The following is a 19017-nucleotide window of genomic DNA, read 5'->3' on the forward strand; positions in this document are numbered from 1 at the left end:
TCAAGGTTTGTCCACTCCCAACTGCTGCCACATCTTCGCGGTGATCCGCTGCCGATGGGCGTAGCCGTGCCACGGATCCTCGGTCAAGGCCTCCAGGCGCTGACTCAGGTTCGCCACGTTCCACTGCTGGGCATGCCGGACATCGCCCAGTTCATCCCGCGCAATCGGCACCGAGACCGGCAGCCCGGGGCGGGCCCGTACCGAATAGGCGGCCACGGTGCTGGCGCCACGGGTATTGCGCAGGTAATCGACGAAGATTTTGCCGACCCGGTTTTTCGGGCCCATGGTCGCGGTGATGCGCTCCGGCAACTGCTGCGCCATGAATTGCGCGATGGCCTTGGCGAAACCCTTGACCGTATCCCAGTCGGCCTTGCGCGCCAGCGGCACGATCAGGTGCATGCCTTTGCCGCCGCTGGTTTTCAGGAAGACCTGCAAACCCAGTTCATCGAGCACCGAAAGGGTCAGCTGGGTGGCCTCCAGCATGCTTTTCCAGGGCAGCGCCGGGTCCGGGTCGAGGTCGAGCACGAACAGGTCCGGGGTTTCGATCTGGTCGTGGGTCGCGCCCCAGGTGTGCAACTCGATGGTGCCCATCTGCACCGCGCCGATCAGTGCCGCAGTGCTGTCGATTTCCATCAGGCGCGCGTGGCTGGGGTCCAGCGCCGGGTCGAGGTGGCGGATATGGGGGATGGCCAGGTGCTCGGCATGTTTCTGGAAAAACTGCTCGCCTTCCACCCCTTCGGGGGCCCGCAGCAACGACACCGGCCGGTCGCGCAGGTGCGGCAGGATCTGCTGGTCGATGCTGGCGTAGAACTGCGCCAGTTGCAGCTTGGTGGTCCCGGATTGCTGGTCGATGACCCGATCCGGGTGGGTGATCCTGACCCCGGCGACGCTGTGAGCGGTCGACTTATCCGAACGGGAGGCCGTGCCCCGGCTGCGCGTCTCGACGGCCTTGGAGGTCTGCGGCTGCTCGCGAACGATCTCCCTGGCCGGCTTATCGCTGCGCAGAGCGATGAACGCCGCCTGGCGCACCACCTGCTCGCGGGTCCACTCGGCGAATTCGACTTCGGCCACCAGCTGCGGCTCGACCCAGTGCACGCCGCGGGCCTGGGCCGCAGTCAGGGGTTTGGCCAGGGGCGATGAGTCCCGCTCAAGTTCCTGCATCCGCTCATGCAGCTGCTTCAAGGTCTGCTGGTCGAAACCGGTGCCGACCCGGCCGGCGTACACCAGCCCGCTAGTGTCGTTGACTCCCAGCAGCAGGGCGCCAAAGCCGCTGCGCGAACCTTGCGGGCGGGTATAGCCGACCACCACGAACTCCTGGCGCAGCCGGCATTTGAGCTTGATCCAGTCTGTGCTGCGGCGCGACACATAGGGGCTGCCGGCCCGCTTGCCGATCACCCCCTCCAGGGACAGGGCACAGGCGCTTTCGAGGATGTCGTGGTGCTGGGCGGCAAAGGCTTCGGAAAAACGCAGGACCTTGCTCGATTTGCGCCCGAGCGCCTGCTTGAGGGCCTGACGGCGTTCTTCCACCGGCGTTTCGCGCAAGTCCTCGCCCTGCAGAAAGGGTGCGTCGAACAGGTAATAGATGATGTCCACGCTGCGACCGATATCGAAGGCGTTCTGCAGCGCCTGGAAGTCCGGCAGGCCTTGGTCGTTGAGCACCACCATTTCGCCGTCCAGCCAGCTGTCCTTGAGCTTCAGGGCAGCCAGGGCCTTGGCTTGCTGGGGCAGGCGGCTAGTCCAGTCGTGACCGTTGCGGGTCAGCAGGTGTACCTCGTCGTTCTGGATGCGCGCCAGGATCCGGTAGCCGTCAAACTTGATCTCGTAGCGCCAGTCGCCGCCGGGCGCCTTGTCCACCAGGGTCGCCAGCTGCGGCGCCAGGCTTTGCGGCAGGACCACGGCTTTTTTCCCCGATGGTTTTTTCTCGGCTTTTTTTGCGGCCTGGGGTTTGGCGCTGGCAGCTTTGCGTTCGCCCACTGTGGCGCCACTGAGCACGCTCCTGGGCAGGGCCCGGACCACGTCGTACTCGTCGCTCGGTCGCGCCTGGGCATCCTGCTCCTTGATCAGCAGCCACTGTTCCTTGTCGCCGCTGCCGCGCATATGGGTGCGCACCAGGGCCCAGTCGCCGCCGAGCTTCTCACCGATCAGGGTGAACTTGAGCTTGCCCGCCCGATAGCTGGCGTCGGGGTCGTCATGGGGTTGCCAGACGCCATGGTCCCAGACGATCACATCACCGGCGCCGTATTGCCCGGCGGGGATGCTGCCCTCGAAATCGCCATAGCTCAGCGGGTGGTCCTCGACATGCACCGCCAGGCGTTTTTGTGTGGGGTCCAGGCTCGGGCCCTTGGGCACCGCCCAGCTTTTCAGGCTGCCGCCCAGTTCCAGGCGAAAGTCGTAATGCAGGTTGCGCGCATCGTGCTTCTGGATCACGAAACGCAGGGCCGAGGTGGACTTGACGGAGGCTTTGTCCGTCGCCGGCTCCGAGGTGATCGCGAAGTTGCGCTTGCGCTGGTATTCACTCAGGGATTTGGCCATGACCCACTACCTTGTATGGCGAGCCGGCGGTTCAGGCACGGGATCGCTTGGTGGCTTTCTTGGCTGCCGCGGGTTTGTCCGCGGCCTTGCCGGGCTTGTCCGGGCTGGCGGGCGCCTTGCTCCTGGACTTGGCGCCCAGGCTGCGCCTGAGCATCTCGGTCAGGTCGATGATGTCGGCGCTCTGGCGTTGCTCTTCGCCGGCGGCGCTTTCCACGTCCTCGATCTTGCCGGCCCGGGCCTTTTTCTCCACCAGGGCCATGATCTTGTCGGTGAAACTGTCGCGGTATTGTTCAGGCTGCCAGTCGGCGCTCATGTCCGCCACCAGGCGCCTGGCCATGTCCCGCTCGCCCTTGGTCAGGTCCGGCTTGGCCACCTCCGGTCCCAGGGCCAGTTCGTCGAGGCTGCGCACCTCGGCCGGCCAACGCAGCATTACCAGTACCAGCGCGGACTCCAGCGGCATCAGCGCCGCCAGATGCTGGCGGGTGTGCAGCACCACCAGGGCCAGGGCGACTTTCGAGGTGCTCTCCAGGGTTTCGCGCAGCAGCGCATAGACCTTGCCGCCACGCTTGTCGGGGGCCAGGAAGTAGGGGGTGTCGATGTTCTGCAGCGGGATCTGCTGGCTGTCGACGAAGGCGAAGATGTCGATGGTCTGGGTCGACAGCGGGTGGGCCGAGCGGATCTCGTCCTCGCTGAGTAGCACATAGCGGCCTTTTTCGTAGGCCACGCCTTTGACGATATGTTCCTTGCCGACTTCCTTGCCGGTGACCTTGTTGACCCGCTTGTAACCCACCGGGTCCATGCTGCGCTGGTCCAGCCAGTCGAAGTCCACGCCCTGGGAGGAGGTCGCCGAGACCAGCGCCACCGGAATGTGAACCAGACCGAAACTGATCGCGCCTTTCCAGATTGCCCGTGCCATGAGCCTGTCCCCGTATTGACTGTGGAATCACCATGCAGCGACTGGTTTTCAGGTGACCCGTGGCGCGGCGCGAAAGTTTCCCTGGGCTGCCGGCCTGCATGGGCAAGCCGATAACTCGTGTTACATGTCTGACGGATTATTTAATTAACAAGGCCGAACGCGCGACGTAGCCTGGACTCGAATGCGATAACTCGTCGCCATCCAAGAGGGTCGCCATGAATAACCTGCTTCGCGGCCTTGCCGTGTTCGCACTGATGAGCGGGGCCAGCACCGCAGCGTTCGCCGCGCCCCAGGCAGCGCATACGGGCAGCAGGCCAACGTCCGCCATGCTGCTGGCACAGAACCTGCCCGGCAGCAACAACAACCCCTACAACAGCCCGATTCGCCGGGCCAACCCCAACAGTATGCAGGGCACCCAGCCCAGCGCCCCGGCTGTCCGTGGGGTTAATCCGGTGCCGGTGCAACGCCCGCCGACCCTGGAGAACGGCGGCATCGGCAACGGCTACCCGCGCACCATCACCCAGCCAAGGATCATCGACCCGACACCCGTGACCCCACCGCGTAACCAGCAGCAGCGATAAACGCTGACCGCCCGAGGCCGATGCCGGCCCCGGGCGGAAACCTTTTTATCGACAGAAGGAATCGTGCATGTTGCGTAAAACCCTCTTGGCAACCGTCTGTGCCAGTCTTTTTCTGAGCAGTGCGCTACCGGTCACGGCCGCCCCCAGTCAACAGTTGCAGAGCGAGCAGGGCCCCCTCAGCGTGACCCCGCTGGTCGAAGGCCTGGACCACCCCTGGGCCCTGGCGTTCCTGCCGGACCGCCAAGGCATCCTGGTGACCGAGCGGCCGGGCAACCTGCGGCTGGTTGGCCCCGATGGCAAGCTCTCGGCACCCCTGGGCGGAGTGCCGCAGGTCTGGGCCAAGGGCCAGGGTGGCTTGCTGGATGTGGTGCTGTCGCCGGACTTCAAGCAGGACCGCCTGGTCTACCTGTCCTACGCCGAAGGTGGCGGCGAGGGCGGCACGGCGGGGACGGCGGTGGGGCGCGGGCGGCTGTCCGAGGACCTGAAGACGCTCAAGGACTTCCAGGTGATTTTCCGCCAGGCGCCCAAGCTCTCCACCGGCAACCATTTCGGTTCGCGCCTGGTGTTCGACCGCGACGGCTACCTGTTCATCACCCTGGGGGAAAACAACGAGCGCCCGACCGCCCAGGACCTGGACAAGTTGCAGGGCAAGATCGTGCGCCTGTACCCGGATGGCAGGATTCCGCAGGACAACCCCTTTGTCGGCCAGCCGGGCGTGCGCCCGGAGATCTGGTCCTACGGCCACCGCAACCCCCAGGGCGCGGCGCTCAACCCCTGGAGCGGTACCCTGTGGGATAACGAGCACGGGCCCAAGGGCGGCGACGAAATCAACCTGATCGAGCGTGGCAAGAACTACGGCTGGCCCCTGGCGACCCACGGCATCAACTATTCCGGTGCGCCGATTCCCGAAGCCCAGGGCAAGACTGCCCCAGGCACCGTGGGCCCGCGGCATGTCTGGGAGAAATCCCCCGGCATCAGCGGCATGGCCTTCTACGACGGCGACCGCTTCAAGGCCTGGCAACACAACCTGTTCATCGGCGCCCTGGCGTCCCAGGAACTGATCCGCCTGCAATTCGACGGCGACAAGGTAGGCCACGAGGAGCGCCTGCTGGGTGAACTCAAGGAGCGCATTCGCGACGTGCGCCAGGGGCCGGACGGTTATCTGTATGTGCTGACTGACGAGGACAAGGGCAGGCTGTACAAGGTCGGCTTGGAATAACCCGCGCCCTTCTTCTGTAGGAGCGAAGCTTGCTCGCGAAAAAATCTTCAACGATAACGCGTGTTGGCAGGATGAATCGCCGCTTCGTGGCTATCGCGAGCAAGCTTCGCTCCTACAGAGGCACTGCGGGCGGGTAGAGGATCACCGCCGCCTGCAGCTTGCCACTGCCGAAACGGCACATCTTGGCGAACTCGCCGTGGCTCACCGGCAGGTGCTGGCAATCCATCGGTTGGCGGTGCTGGCTGTGGTCGACATCGGGATCATGCAGGTAGACGAAGTCTTCGTCGCAGTCGGTGACCATCACCCAATGTGGGGCCTTGGAGCGGGTCAGGCGGTAGCTGCTGATCAGCACCAGGGGCTGGCCGCCGTCGGCCAGCAGCTTCGGCAGGTCCAGCGGGCCGCCCAGCACCTGCAAGACGTCGCCGCTATCCAGCTGGGCGCAGAACTCCTCATGCACCAGGCGCATGACGTCTTTTTTATGCTCGTCGCGCACCCCGCCGAGAAACAGCGGCCCCCGGGTATTGACCTGCAGCCTGACCCTGAAGCCCCGGCGCCACGCGGCCAGCGCAAGTCCCTGGGGACTGCAGCCGCCATGGCCGGAGGTCATGAACACGGTAGTCGCCTCGCGCCACAGCTGCAGTTCTTCTCGGCGCTCCAGGGCGCGTCCGGGTTGCAGCGCGGCCATGGCCATCAGCAGGCAGGCCGGGCCGCAAGTGAAGTCGGTGGTCTGCTGGTAATAGGGCACGCGGATGGTGCGGGTCTCGCGATGCTGCAGGATGCGCTTTTCCAGGCGCAGGGCATCGGCGTGGTCCTCGTAGTAGTCATGCAGCACGGCGAAGCGCCGGTAGCCGCTGCGTTCGTACAGGGCGATGGCCGTCGGGTTGTCGCTGCGCACCTCAAGCCGCAGGTAGGCGCAGTCATGCTCCCGTGCGCAGGCTTCGATCCGCTCCAGCAGGCGCTTGCCCAGGCCCGACCCGCGGGCCTCGACCGCGATGGCGATCGAGTACAGGCGGGCCAGGGAGGTCCCGCGATGGAACAGCACCAGGGCATAACCCAGTAGTTGTTGCGCCTGCTCGGCGACGATCAGGCACGCATGGGCGCGGCTGATCATCCACTGGAAGCTGCGCACCGTCAGGCGATCGGTGGTGAAACACTGCTGTTCCAGTCGCACTAAAGCAGGCAAGTCCTCAGGTGTGGCAATGCGAAAGACAAGATCCATATAACCGCCGTAAAAGTTGCGTAACGAAACGAGACTTTCGAAAAAGTTCGTGCTTAATAGAAAAGGTCTTGTTCTTAAGCGGATCAAACATTATGTCAGCGGTACAAGGTCATTGGCGTGGAGTATCCGAGCAAAGTCTGCCGGCGACAATAACTCCGGTTAATTATTTTTCAGCGATGAGTGAAACTTCCAGCCAGTTGCTGATTATTGTCGAGCGCAAGGAAGATTGGGCCTCCTACTTCCCCAGCGAAGACATCCTCAGCGCTCAGGAATACCTGGAACAGACCCGTGAAACCCAGCCCGGCAAGCGGGTCCAGGTGATCAACCTGTGCCGCAGCTACAAGTACCTGGGCCACGGTTACTACTGCTCGCTGCTGGCCGAGGCGCGGGGGCACAAGGTGATTCCCTCGGTGCGCACCATCAGCGAGCTGACCCGAAAATCGCTCTACGGCCTGGCCCTGGACGACCTGGATAAAACCCTGGAAAAGGCCCTGAGCAATCATCTTTACAGCGATACCGAAGGTTTTACCCTGACCCTGTACTTCGGCAAGACCCATATCGAACCGTTACAGGAGTTGGCACGCCAGTTATTCGAAGTCTTTCCTTGTCCAATATTGCTGGTGGACTTCAAACGAACTAACGGTTGGCATATCGAAGGCGTGAAGTCCGGCGCCTTACATAAGTTGCGCGAAGACCAGGAAGATCAATTCGCCCATTCCCTGGACGGTTTCAGTCGCAAGATCTGGCGCATGCCGCGCTCGAAAAGATTGGCCCGCTATGACCTGGCAATCCTCCATGACCCGCAGGAAGCCCTGCCGCCTTCCAACGCCCGGGCACTGGAGAATTTTGTCCGGGTCGGCAAGGGCCTGGGCATCGACGTCGAACTGATCGAGAAGAAGGATTACTCGCGTATCGCCGAGTACGACGCCTTGCTGATCCGCGAGACCACCAGCGTCGACAACCACACCTACCGCTTCGCCAAGAAGGCCGAAAGCGAGGGCCTGGTGGTGATGGACGACCCGGCCTCGATCCTGCGCTGCACCAACAAGGTCTACCTGACCGATCTGCTGAAAAGCCACCAGCTGGGCATGCCCGCCACCGAGATTCTCTACAAGGAACGACCGGAAGACTTCGAGCGGGTCGGCGAGCGTTTGGGTTTCCCCTTGGTGCTGAAGATTCCCGACGGTTGTTTCTCCCGCGGGGTGATCAAGGTCGAGAGCCAGCAGGCGCTGCTGCAGGCCACCGCCGAGCTGTTCGAGCATTCGGTGTTGCTGCTGGCCCAGGAGTTTTTCTACACCGAGTACGACTGGCGCATCGGCGTGCTCAACCGCAAGCCGATCTTCGCCTGCCAGTACTTCATGTCCAAGGGCCATTGGCAGATCTACAACCACAAGGCCAAGGGCCAGGACATCAACGGCGAATGCCGCACCCTGGCGGTCCACGAGGCGCCGCGGGCGGTGGTGGAACTGGCGGTGAAGACCGCTAACCTGATTGGCGACGGCCTGTACGGCGTCGACCTCAAGCAGTCCGGCGACAAGGTGGTGGTGATCGAAGTCAACGACAACCCCAACCTGGACGCCGGCATCGAAGATGCCTACCTGCGCGACGACCTGTATTCCCTGGTGCTCGAGGAGTTCGTCCGCCGCCTGGAACTCAAGCGCCGCGGGCAGGCCTGGTGAACGGCCGATGATCAAGAGCTACCAGTTGAGCCAGGGTCGCCTGCTATCGGTGGAGCGCCTGGATGCCGAAGTGATGCTGTTCAGCAACCCGGACCCCGCCGAGCGCGATCTGCTGCGCACCGGCTTCAAGCTCGACGAACACGCCCTGGCCTCGGCGCTGGACCCGGACGAGGTGTCGCGCATCGAGTTTCACCCGGACAACCTGTTCCTGATCTGGAAACGCCCGGAGAACTACTCCGGCGGCGGCAGCCTGTCGTTCGAGGTGTCGTCCTGCGGCCTGCTGTTTTCCCCGCAACGCCTGCTGGTGATCGCCCACGACGACAGCCAGCTCAGCGGCCTGGGCGCGCGGCAGGCCCTGAATAGCCCCCTGGATGTGCTGCTGGATATGCTGTCCACCAACATCCATCACTACCTGGGGCACCTCAAGGTGATCAAGATGGTCGCCCGCGAGTTGCAGCAGCAGTTCAACGACTCGATGGAAAACCGCCACCTGATCCAGATGTTCAACCTCAGCGAAAGCCTGATCTATTACATCAACGCTATTCACAGCAACGGCGCGGTGCTGACCCGGCTGCGCAACCACGCCGAGAAGGCGCACTTCAGCGCCGAGGCCGTCGGCCTGATCGACGACCTGATCATCGAGAACAACCAGTGCTACAAGCAGGCGGAGATCTATTCGACGGTGTTTTCCGGGCTGATCGACGCGCGCGGCAACCTGATGAACAACAACATGAACAGCCTGTTGCGCAAACTGACCCTGATCAACGTGGTGTTCCTGCCGCTGAACCTGATCGCCAGCATCGGCGGCATGTCCGAATTCAGCATGATGACCGCCGGTACCCCGTGGTGGATTGCCTACCCGCTGTTCCTCGTGGCGATGCTGCTGGGGGCAGGGGGGATGGTGCTCGGGCTCAGGCGCCTGGCCGGCGGCAATGGCAAGTGCGCCTGAGGTTTCAGGCCGGTTGCAGGGTCAGTACCTCAAAGCCGTCGCGGGTCACCGCCACCGTGTGTTCCCACTGCGCCGACAGGCCGTTGTCGCGGGTGACCACGGTCCAGCCGTCTTTCAGGTCGCGCACCCGGGCGCTGCCCTGGTTGATCATCGGCTCGATGGTGAACACCATGCCTTCGCGCAGCTCCAGGCCGGTGCCGGGGCGGCCGAAATGCAGGACCTGCGGCTCTTCGTGCATCTGCCGGCCGATGCCATGGCCGCAGTACTCGCGCACCACGCTGTAGCCCCGGGTTTCGGCGTGTTTCTGGATGGCATGGCCGATATCGCCCAGGCGCGCGCCGGGGCGGACCACCTTGATGCCTTCCCACATTGCCTCGAAGGTGGTGCTCACCAGGCGCTGGGCCTTGGGGCTGACATTGCCGATCAGGTACATCTTGCTGGAGTCGGCGATAAAGCCGTTCTTTTCCAGGGTAATGTCGATGTTGATGATGTCGCCGTCCTTGAGGATGGCCTTCTCATGGGGCATGCCATGGCACACCACCTCGTTGATCGAGGTGTTGATCGAGTAGGGGTAATTGTATTGGCCCTTGCTGGCCGGACGGGCGCCGAGGTCGTGGCGGATAAAGCGCTCCACGGCCGTGTCCAGTTCCATGGTTGAGAGGCCGGGCGCGACCAGGTCGTCGAGAAAGCTGAACACCGTCGCCAGCAGGCGCCCGGACTCACGCATCAGCGCCAGTTGTTGCGGGGTCTTGATCAGGGCCTGGGTCATGCGCTGCGCCCCCGGATCAGGTCGGTCTTGTTCAGCAGCAGTTTGTTGATCAGGTCGTTGTAGGCCAGGTGCGGATTGAGCTCGGCCAGCAGGCCGATCTTGATCCAGAACTCGGCCTGGGCGTTGATGGAGCGATCCATGGCGTCGCTGGCGACGCGGATCTGTTCATGCAGTTGATCTGAAATCTTGACGATGCCCACGGGGTTTCTGTCCTGGTAAATATACGAAGCATATACGTTTCGTATATTTTTAGGCAAATGGCAGATAGCTCGACCTGTCATTGACCATTGACGCACCAGCGACCCGCCGGTTAATTTCCTCGCCATGACTTTTTCCGCATTGCGTTCCCAGCCAAGCATTATTACCGCCATTCCTGATTGGCGGGTCTGACACTGCACCCAACCCGCCCTAGAGGCGGGTTTTTTCTTTCTGTCTCCGGGGCTTTCAACACAGCCAGGAGAGCCGTATGAACCATCCCGCCGAGCCCGACACGCAACTGGACCTGCTTGAGCACTACGTGAAGAAGATTCTCGCGGCGCCGGTCTACGACCTGGCGGTGCGCACGCCATTGCAGCCCGCTCCGGCCCTGTCGGCGGCGCTGGGCAACCAGGTGCTGCTCAAGCGCGAGGACCTGCAACCGACCTTTTCCTTCAAGATCCGCGGCGCCTACAACAAGCTGGTGCAACTCAGCGACGAGCAAAAGCGCCGTGGGGTAATCACCGCCTCCGCCGGCAATCACGCTCAGGGCGTGGCGCTGGCGGCGCGGGAGCTGGGGATCAAGGCGACCATCGTCATGCCTTCCACCACGCCGCAGCTGAAGGTGCAGGGCGTCAGCAGCCGCGGCGCCGAGGCGGTGCTGCAGGGCGAGAGTTTTCCCTTTGCCCTGGCCCATGCCCTGCAATTGGCCGAGGGCAGCGGCCAGACCTTCGTCTCGCCCTTCGACGACCCGGACGTGATCGCCGGGCAGGGCACGGTGGGCATGGAGATTTTGCGTCAGTACTCCGGGCGTCTGGACGCGATCTTCGTGCCGGTGGGCGGTGGCGGATTGATCGCCGGCATCGCGGCCTATGTGAAATACCTGCGGCCCGAGGTGCGCATCGTCGGCGTCGAGTCCGAGCACTCCAACTGTCTGCAGCAGGCGTTGCGGGCTGGGGAAAGGGTGGTGCTGCCTAGCGTCGGCACCTTCGCCGACGGCGTTGCCGTGGCGCAGGTCGGCGCCCATTGTTTCGAGTTGTGCCGAGCGCTGGTCGATGAGGTGATCACGGTCAGCAACGACGAGCTCTGCTGCGCGATGAAGGACATCTACGACGACACCCGTTCCATCACCGAGCCGTCGGGGGCGCTGGCGGTGGCCGGGATCAAGCAGTACGTGGCCCGCAGCGGCGTACAGGGCGAAACCCTGGTGGCCATCGATTCCGGGGCCAACATCAACTTCGATCGCCTGGGGCAGGTGGCCGAACGCGCGGCCTTGGGCGCGGTGGCGCTGGTATAAGAAGGGAGCAGGGCTCTGGAGCCGCTGGCGAAGCCTGCGCACGAGCACGAAGCACTCGCCAGCCGAACCACTGATGCACCGCCTTGCCTGGCCTGGCGGCTACTGCGTCGGAGTGCCGCGCAAACCGATCGCAGCCTGCGGCAGCGGCTCCATCACCTGCGATGTAACCGCTGCGCAGGTTATTCCGCGCGGGCCTTCTCGACCTTGTCCGCGGCGGACCACAGGCGGTAGCGCACTTCGACGTCCTTGGGGGCGTAGATCACGATTGGCAGCTTGCTGTTGTAGCGCAGCACGAAGCCTTCGCCGACCACCGGCACGAACGCCTGCTTGCTGGTGCCCTCGGGGCAGGCCATCAAGGTGCTCATCGGTCCGCTGACCTTGTCCAGGCGGTAGTAGGGGTAACCCCAGCCTTCCAGGTTCTTCTCTTCCAGGGTGCCACCCAGGCGCTGACGGTTGCAGTCGACGGTCAGGGTCTTGCCGGCCAGGACCTCGACCTTGAAGTCCTCTTCCTTGGCCTGCTTGGGCAGATGGATCACCTGACGCACAAAACCTTCTTCAGCCTTGGGGTAGGGCGCCACGTCTTCGAGTTTGGCCGCATGGCTCAGGGTGGAAATACCGCTCAACAGCACAGCGATGGCGGTGGAAACAGGAAAAAAGCGCATAAGGCCTCCTTGCAGGTTGATCGACGGCTCTCCCAATGGAGGGAGCCGTTTGCTTGAAACGCCGGGCAGTTTGACTGGGGAAGGTCCGGTCATGCAAACCGTGGCCATTTCGCTCCGGCAAATTGCCGGGTGACCAACGGCAAATCCGGCAATCTGCACGACGCGGTCCTCCGATGGTGCTTTACAACCCGATGATTTATCACGGCATGACAATGAGTACGAAGACGGCACGCTTAATGCTCCATTCACTATCAGCGAGAAGTCGGCCGCACCCGTTCGCAAGAGGTCAGGAGGTATTGGGGCATCACGTGAAAAAAGCCCACTACTCAGAGCAAAATAGAATTTAGTAGAAGCGCAAATACGGCCTAGTCTAGGAATTGGCTTTCTCTTCCAGGGAGGTTTAGTCACGCCATACGCCGTATTTCGGGGGTGGAATCCCGAGACGATATTCTTGCCATCATTGAATGGCCACTGCACCAACGGAGAGATCTGCCATGTTCTTATCTGCCTTGGAACTGCGCAATATCATTGAATGCAGCTTCCTGCCCAAACGCTGCGAGTGCACCCTGAGCCCCGACCTGCACATGACCGTGAAAGTCTATGGCGACCATGAAACCGACCGCGTGGACCTGGTGGTCACCGGTATCGATGCGGCGAGCCTCAACGGCTGCCGGGAAATCAACGATTTGATCGCCGAGTTGCGCTACGACCTGGCGAACCATCCGGGAAGCCAGCCCATCGCCCTCAAGTCCAGGGTTCATTGATCGGCGGCTTTGCCAATGCCTGTGTTGCTTGCCTGGCCTGGATAACCTCCGGGCCAGGCGCAACCTCGACCTTCACCGCTAACAGAACCCCTACCCGAATCTCGCGGGACCGCCTGCAATCGAGACAATCCTGCGCGTGACCGCGGTAGAGCAGGGCAGTCCTCAGTTCTGATAACTGCAAGCGTCCGACAGCTTGCGGTAACTGATGGCTTCCAGCTTGCCCGCCTTGTCGATAAAGGTCATGTCCGCGGTGACCACCTTGCACTCCGGCGTCGCGGGCTCGGTCATCGACACCACCTTGGCCACCTTCAGCGGCATGCCATAGTGATAAGGCACCGGCTGCACCTGGGCCGTGTCCGCCTGAGTCACACCCACGACCCCGACAAACGCCAGGGCCCCGACCAGCAAAATACGCATGTTCATGAGCGTTCTCCGATAAGCCCGACAAAACCGCATCGAGCGCGCCGCGGAGGGCGACAGGGGATTCTGCGCTGCGCGGTCACGTACAGTTTTGGGCGGCGGGATTAATCGGAGATTAAGTAAGGGGCTAATGGCTTTTGTGGGACGTGCTGCGGATAGCGGGTGGGCGAGAGAAGGGGGCAAATGGCATTGAACTGATTATGGAGTTCAGCTCCTGTTGCTTCGCGAGTTGCCACTTCGGGGGAACGAGCCACTAAAAACCCAGTTTTGGAGGAAAGAACGAGAGCGGAGGATGGGTTTTCTTCCATTCGGAAGAGAATTTTTCAGCCTCGGTAATTTGCAAGACCGTCATCCTTGACTCTATTTCAGGCAAAACCAAATCTACGAACTTCAATACTCCACCGCCGCCGTCCAGTTCTTTTAAAAGAGATATTAGAGCGTACCCCTTAACAATGTTTGCTTTAAAGCCTAAAGCGTCAGGTTCTACTGCTAAGAAATATCCATAAGCGTAGACACCACTTTCATAACCGGTTTCAGCTGCGCGCTCTAGCCAGTAACGAGCTTCAGCCAAATCATTTTTGGCTCTTAGTAGCCCAAAGTACTCCATCATTGCCTTAGGGCTACCGCCTTCGGCAGCTTGCTTTAATAAATTTTCGGTAGCTTGTGAGCGCGTCCAAGGAAAAACAAAAAAGCCTTTTCCTTCTTTATACCTATTGGCCAACAATCTTTGTGCAGGAGCATAACCAGTGGAAGCAGATTTTTTTAACCATTCCAGGTCTGCTTTTGTGCTGTACATGACAGCCATCGCTTCACCGTCACCATTTTGCACTAGTGGTTCAACGGTTTGCCAAAGCAGTTTTAGCCAATCCTCGGAAGTCCTGGTTCCGCTTGGACAGTTTTTCATTACACTGCACAAGTCAGACTGAGCGGTGGCCAGGCGGAACATTGCGTAGTAGTCTCCTTGCTCGGCAGAGGCTACATACCATTGATGTGCCTCCGTTGTAATGTATTGATTTTCCTTTCTTAACTCTTCCGCCAAATAATACTGAGATTCTCGATCACCTGCTTTTGCAGCGATTGTTAGTTCGGGTTTTGCGACTTTATATTGATTGTAGAGAATCCGCCCTCGATCTTTGGCGATCTGCTGCTCTGCAGATAATTGTGCATTAGCTTGAGTGATAAAAAGCACCAAAAAGAGACCGGCAATAATGGGGGGAACTCTCATGGTGCAATCAACGACTCAGCTTGAAAGGAAAAAAAGAAAGGGGTGGGTGTGATGCTTTCCAAACAGACGACATTTTCTCTGCTTCAACTATCTGAAGTGGTGTCATTTTCTCCTTTATTTTAGGAAGAACATATTCGGCATCATCTTTGGCGGTGCCACCACCATCAAGCTCAAGAAGTAGCGAAAGCAAAGCATAGGACTTCACCAGATCCACGGGAAAGCCATATTCCGGATATTTGCCTGAAAGGTAATACCCATAGCCAAATATACCCTCGGCATATCCTGTCTCCGCGGCCTTCTCGGTCCACTTTCTGAAACCTTCTAGATCTTTTCTATCATAGAGAACCGCTGCAAAGTGAGTCATGCCTCTGGGATATCCTCCCTCTGCAGAAGCTTTCATCCAACGCTCAACTTCATCTGCACGGCCGGAAGGAGACAGAAAAAATCCAGAGCCTTCTTTATAATCTGTAGCAAGTAAATATTGTGCTAACGGAAAATTATTCTCAGCTGATTTTTTGAGCCATGCCTTATCGCCGGAGAGTTCATACATCAAATACATCGACTCCCCATTTTTTTGTGATGCTCCCATGCTTGCTGTACTTTTAGCTAACTCCAACCATTCTTTTGGAGTTTTTTCTGATTTTGGACAATTGCTCATTGCCGTACAGAGATCGCTGTCAACCTGAGTTAGCCGGATCATTGCATAAACATTTCCTTGCCTTGCGGCGGCTTGGTAGGCTTGTTGAGCCTCTTCATCAATGTAGCGTTTGTTCTTTCTTATTGCCTCTCCCAAATAGTATTGAGCATCATCATCGCCACCTTCTGCTGCAATTCTTAAGTATGGAACTGCGGAGATTGCTTTGAATTGGTTGTAAAGTTCTATCCCTGTGTCTTTGGCTTTTTTTTTCTCTATGGGAATAGCTGCGTTAGCGCTGATGCATGCAGTTAGTAATAGAAAATAAATCCAGGCTTCGCCTATTTTTCGGATTTTCATCATGAGCCCTCTTTGGCGCCAATATACTTTACAGTAGTCATAGGTACATAAGCCCTATGGGATACGGTGACTTTGCAAGATCCGTTTAGGCGTGCGCCTAGCAATGATACGGCCTCTTTATAACGCTCGCGGGATAAATCTGTACTACGATCACTCATTCTAAGAACGGGGTCGGACATGAATGCATCTAATTTGTGACGGTTCTCACAGTATTTCTGCCCTATATCTTTGGGCGTTGTTCCAAATTTATTCATGCACCTGCAGGCATCTTCAAACTGTTTTTGAGCAAGTGCTATTTTTCCATTCTTTTTTGAGTTTTTTACTATCCAAGATAGAATCCGCTCAACGGCTTTTTGCTGAGTTGCATGGGATAGTTCCTTAGTATAGGTTCTTGTCTTTGTTGTGACATTTCCTGTGTCATCTGCTTCTGGTGTAACTATTGAGAACTTTTCCGGTTCAGAAGTTAACGTCATCAAAATCGGCCCCAATGCCGCGGGAGTGGCTTCAATAAACCATTTCTCGAGCTCTTCCTGATTCTGATATTCAATAATCGCATCAGCAATCGGCCCACCCTTACCACCACTGGTCATGGCATCGTAAAGGCTCAGGATGACCTCCAGTCCCATCATGTAAACCAGCGCCACATCCAAACCTGCGGCTCCCAGCACGTTGAGCATGGAGGCTTGTTCGGCGGCCTTGGGGTCTATCCAGGAGATTTGCGCGCCTTGTGTCTTGTAGAGTTCGCGGCGATAGAGGTTGACGATTTCGACCACTGCTTCGTAACCCACTTCGAGCTTGAAGGCGCCGCTCGCGCCCGGTCCCAGTACCACGGCAGCTTTCAGGTTGAGAATAAAGCGACCTTTATCCAGGGATATCTGGGCATCGCCTTTGAAGCCTACACCAGCGGCGACACCGACCGAGCCGTTCAATTTGGCCAGGGTCAGCCATTGGCTGGCAGCGGTAGCCTCCTTACTGCTGTTTATGCCAGTGGCAGGCGGCGTACGCAGTGCTGCCAAGGCCTTGGGTGGCGACCAGTTCAGGGCGCCAGTCAACTCGATAGCAGCCTGGACACCGGCGAACAGATTGAAGTTGGCCTTGGCGCCATTTTCAATCTGCACCTTGGCCTTGCGCCCGGTCAGCACCTGATCGGAAGTCTTGGTGTCTACGCTGGTGAGTGCCTCGGATTTGTACTGCAGGTCCGGGGTAGGGCTATTGTCGTTCTTGGCCGCTTTGTCGGCTTTGAGCTTTTCATGGTCTGCTCGCTCGGCCTTGGCTTCGGCGTCTTCACGCTGCACGGGCTTGATCGGGCTGAGGTTGGCGCCGTATTTGGCATTGCCGAATATCGGGTTCAACTCGATGCTACCGGCGAGCATCAGGGAGGCACCCGCGTAGCCCCAGGCTCTGGCTCCGAAGTGGAAAGAGAAACGACCAAAATTCATGCTCTGGGCTTGAGGGTTGCCAACGATGAAATATTCGACGGTGAGGTCCCGGGCTTTCTCCCGGGCCGGCATGTCGACCTTCATCAGTTCCACTTCCCCACGAGCCAGGTCATAGCTCAATGACACGCTGGCCGAGGCCTGAAATCCTTCGGCGGCACTGAAGGAGGGCCCTTCAAACTTCGTTTCACCATGCAGTTTTGCCTGTGGCGGGGTGAGGCAGCGGACAAATTGCGCCTGAGGGCTTTTATCGAACAACCTCGCCGAACCCCGCACACTCTTTTTGAATACCACCTGTTTCAGGTGTTCGCCCCAGCCTTTGCGAGCGCCGGCGTCTTCCAGCTGGGTGACCTTGTAGCCTTCCTTTGTCAGGTACTTGTAGAACGCCTCGATGTCGAACCAGCCATTGCTGTCGAACCAGTCTCCGGCCTGATCGTCGATCTTGTGCGCCCCTTGGGATTCGAGCCATTGCCCAAAGACCTTTTGGGCGCTGTCCTTGGCTGCGCCACCACTGCCATTTTTTGGCACACTGCTCAGGACTTTCTTGCCTGCCTTTTGCAGATCGTTCTTGATGATCTTCCCCATGCCATCCAGGTCCAGAAGGCTGAACCAGCTCAGCGGATTGCCCTTGGCATCGATTCTGCTGACTTCCCGAAGAGGAAAACCGGCCTTGACCAGGCGATCGACGGGTTGCGGTTGAAACTGCTCCGGTTCCCAGAGCAGGTGAAGACTAGGGGGCTTGGCCAGTTTTGCTTGAGCCTTTTTATGCAATCCCTCTTTTATGAGTTGCAAGCGATCCCATTCGGCCCGCTCTTTTTCCACCAGGCCGGCCGGTGCCTGAGCATTCTGGCCGGTCGCTTCGATCCAGCGGCGATACTTCTCACGCAGACGATCATTGACTTCCGATTGTTTTTTCTCCGTCTCCAGATACAACCGGAATTGCTGGATGCCAGTCGCCAACCCGTCGTCGATCAAGGCGAATTCCGGTAATGCGATACCGTACTCCGCGACCTTCATGATGGCGTCGGTGTATTCGTAGTAAGCGAACTTGCCGGCGTTTTCCTGTTTCCAGACGAAATAGGTATGCAGGTCCCCTTGGCCTTCGGCCACACAGCATTGCAGGGCTTCGCGTTTTTGCTTGTCTTCTGCCAGCAGTTTGGCGATTTCTTCCGGGGAGTATTCGGTGGCGGCCTTGCTATCGAACTTCTTGAACACAGCCTTGCGTTTTTCCAGGTAGTTCTGCACCCGTGCGCGGGCTTCGATAGCCTTTTCGGAAAACAGCGTACCGCTCTCGTAGGTGTATCCCTGCTCCTTGGCGATGGCGATGGCTTTATCCCTGAGCACACACCACTCTTTGCGCAGTGTGTAGAAGTTGTCGTACTCGGTTCTTATCTGGTTCCGAGCATTTTCATCGATCATGTATTGGTCGATACGGGATTTCTGGGTGTCGGCCTTGGGCGCTTCCGGTTCGGACTTTTCCCCGGCCTGGGCTTTCTCGCTTCTGGAGCGTAGGGCCATGGCAGGGTCCATGTCGATATTGGGTTCCTCCTTCTCGATTGCCTCCATGCGCTCACGCTCTGCATCCTCGAGAAAACCGCCCAGCTTTGGCTCGAGGAAGTAACTCAGCAGGCCACTTTCATCCAGCCCCTTGATTCGCTCCACATTCGATTTGCTCGGAGATATCTGCTTCTCCAGGGTGTACATGGCCTCCTTCATCGATGCGCTGGCACGTTCCGGCAGCAACCAGAATTGTTGTTCATCCGTCGCATAAATGGCATTGGCGTAGATTTTCGAACAGGGTGGCGCGTGTTTTACGAAATTCTCATCGCAGGTTTTTGAGAAGTCCTTCTCCGCACTGAGCTTGATGCAGGCGGAATCAGGCGCGGCCTTGGCCGGGGCAGGCTGAGCGGCGGAGGATGTTGTGGCGCTTGCGGTACTTTTGACTGGCGCGCCGGCGGCCGGTGCCTGGGCGCTCTTGGGAACGCTGAGGTTCCAGCCAGCCTTGATGTTGCCTGGGTTACTGATGAAAGGGTTGAGTTGTCGCAGTTGCGCAACAGTGGCGTTGTAGCGAGAGGCAATCTGGCTAAGGGTTTCGCCAGTTTTAACCAGGTGATTGGTGATTTCCATGGTGCTTCCGTTCTGTTGTTACGTCGGGTTCAT

15 protein-coding genes and 1 pseudogene are annotated in these 19017 nt (G+C 59.3%); 6 read left to right on the plus strand and 10 right to left on the minus strand.

Going from position 1 to position 19017, the window contains the following annotated elements:
• Together ligD and ku are read right to left on the minus strand one after the other, a co-directional pair.
• Positions 1 to 2532: a DNA ligase D gene (ligD, locus tag C4K27_RS15135; protein WP_053261074.1), complete on the minus strand. Its 2532-nt coding sequence runs from the start codon at positions 2530 to 2532 to the stop codon at positions 1 to 3.
• Positions 2533 to 2563: 31 nt separating this feature from the next.
• Positions 2564 to 3448 carry a non-homologous end joining protein Ku gene (gene ku / locus C4K27_RS15140; RefSeq protein ID WP_053261075.1) on the minus strand — a complete coding sequence of 295 codons (885 nt, stop codon included), beginning with the start codon at positions 3446 to 3448 and terminating at the stop codon, positions 2564 to 2566.
• A gap of 215 nt (positions 3449 to 3663) precedes the next feature.
• On the opposite strand from ku, the gene C4K27_RS15145 reads away from it, so the two are divergent.
• Positions 3664 to 4029: a hypothetical protein gene (locus tag C4K27_RS15145; RefSeq protein WP_053261076.1), complete on the plus strand. Its 366-nt coding sequence runs from the start codon at positions 3664 to 3666 to the stop codon at positions 4027 to 4029.
• A gap of 67 nt (positions 4030 to 4096) precedes the next feature.
• Positions 4097 to 5248, plus strand: coding sequence for a PQQ-dependent sugar dehydrogenase (locus C4K27_RS15150; RefSeq protein ID WP_053261077.1), 1152 nt, complete (start codon positions 4097 to 4099; stop codon positions 5246 to 5248).
• 112 nt (positions 5249 to 5360) lie between these two features.
• Here C4K27_RS15150 and rimI read toward each other — a convergent pair whose 3' ends face one another.
• Positions 5361 to 6467: a ribosomal protein S18-alanine N-acetyltransferase gene (gene rimI / locus C4K27_RS15155; RefSeq protein ID WP_053261078.1), complete on the minus strand. Its 1107-nt coding sequence runs from the start codon at positions 6465 to 6467 to the stop codon at positions 5361 to 5363.
• A 176-nt stretch (positions 6468 to 6643) separates the two neighbouring features.
• Between rimI and C4K27_RS15160 the strand changes: the two genes are divergently transcribed.
• Positions 6644 to 8146: a RimK family ATP-grasp domain-containing protein gene (locus C4K27_RS15160; protein ID WP_164523765.1), complete on the plus strand. Its 1503-nt coding sequence runs from the start codon at positions 6644 to 6646 to the stop codon at positions 8144 to 8146.
• A 7-nt stretch (positions 8147 to 8153) separates the two neighbouring features.
• A complete protein-coding gene (locus C4K27_RS15165) occupies positions 8154 to 9095 on the plus strand; it encodes a magnesium transporter CorA family protein (RefSeq protein ID WP_053261080.1) in 942 nt (313 codons plus the stop codon).
• 4 nt (positions 9096 to 9099) lie between these two features.
• Here C4K27_RS15165 and map read toward each other — a convergent pair whose 3' ends face one another.
• The gene (map, locus tag C4K27_RS15170; RefSeq protein ID WP_053261081.1) at positions 9100 to 9864 is read right to left on the minus strand and encodes a type I methionyl aminopeptidase; all 765 of its coding nucleotides are present in this window, start codon (positions 9862 to 9864) and stop codon (positions 9100 to 9102) included.
• Positions 9861 to 10064: a ParD-like family protein gene (locus C4K27_RS15175; protein ID WP_053261082.1), complete on the minus strand. Its 204-nt coding sequence runs from the start codon at positions 10062 to 10064 to the stop codon at positions 9861 to 9863. The genes map and C4K27_RS15175 overlap by 4 nt, the downstream gene beginning before the upstream one ends.
• 266 nt (positions 10065 to 10330) lie before the next feature.
• On the opposite strand from C4K27_RS15175, the pseudogene ilvA reads away from it, so the two are divergent.
• Positions 10331 to 11338: pseudogene (ilvA, locus tag C4K27_RS15180) on the plus strand (threonine ammonia-lyase, biosynthetic); the annotation flags it as partial.
• Positions 11339 to 11535: 197 nt separating this feature from the next.
• Here the strand turns inward: ilvA and eco are convergent.
• Positions 11536 to 12018, minus strand: coding sequence for a serine protease inhibitor ecotin (gene eco, locus C4K27_RS15185; protein WP_053261083.1), 483 nt, complete (start codon positions 12016 to 12018; stop codon positions 11536 to 11538).
• Between the two features lie 494 nt (positions 12019 to 12512).
• On the opposite strand from eco, the gene C4K27_RS15190 reads away from it, so the two are divergent.
• Positions 12513 to 12782: a DUF1652 domain-containing protein gene (locus C4K27_RS15190; protein ID WP_053261084.1), complete on the plus strand. Its 270-nt coding sequence runs from the start codon at positions 12513 to 12515 to the stop codon at positions 12780 to 12782.
• A 162-nt stretch (positions 12783 to 12944) separates the two neighbouring features.
• Here the strand turns inward: C4K27_RS15190 and C4K27_RS15195 are convergent, their stop codons facing one another.
• The 4 genes from C4K27_RS15195 to C4K27_RS15210 all read right to left on the minus strand — a co-directional run bounded on the left by C4K27_RS15195 (position 12945) and on the right by C4K27_RS15210 (position 18984).
• The gene (locus C4K27_RS15195) at positions 12945 to 13205 is read right to left on the minus strand and encodes a DUF2790 domain-containing protein (protein WP_053261085.1); all 261 of its coding nucleotides are present in this window, start codon (positions 13203 to 13205) and stop codon (positions 12945 to 12947) included.
• Positions 13206 to 13455: 250 nt separating this feature from the next.
• Positions 13456 to 14427: a tetratricopeptide repeat protein gene (locus tag C4K27_RS15200; protein WP_081002280.1), complete on the minus strand. Its 972-nt coding sequence runs from the start codon at positions 14425 to 14427 to the stop codon at positions 13456 to 13458.
• Between the two features lie 7 nt (positions 14428 to 14434).
• The gene (locus C4K27_RS15205; protein WP_081002281.1) at positions 14435 to 15424 is read right to left on the minus strand and encodes a tetratricopeptide repeat protein; all 990 of its coding nucleotides are present in this window, start codon (positions 15422 to 15424) and stop codon (positions 14435 to 14437) included.
• A complete protein-coding gene (locus C4K27_RS15210; RefSeq protein WP_053261086.1) occupies positions 15421 to 18984 on the minus strand; it encodes a LysM peptidoglycan-binding domain-containing protein in 3564 nt (1187 codons plus the stop codon). Before C4K27_RS15210 ends, C4K27_RS15205 begins: the two co-directional genes overlap by 4 nt.
• Positions 18985 to 19017: the final 33 nt, after the last annotated feature.

It is taken from the genome of Pseudomonas chlororaphis subsp. chlororaphis (assembly GCF_003945765.1).
GTDB lineage: Bacteria > Pseudomonadota > Gammaproteobacteria > Pseudomonadales > Pseudomonadaceae > Aquipseudomonas > Aquipseudomonas chlororaphis.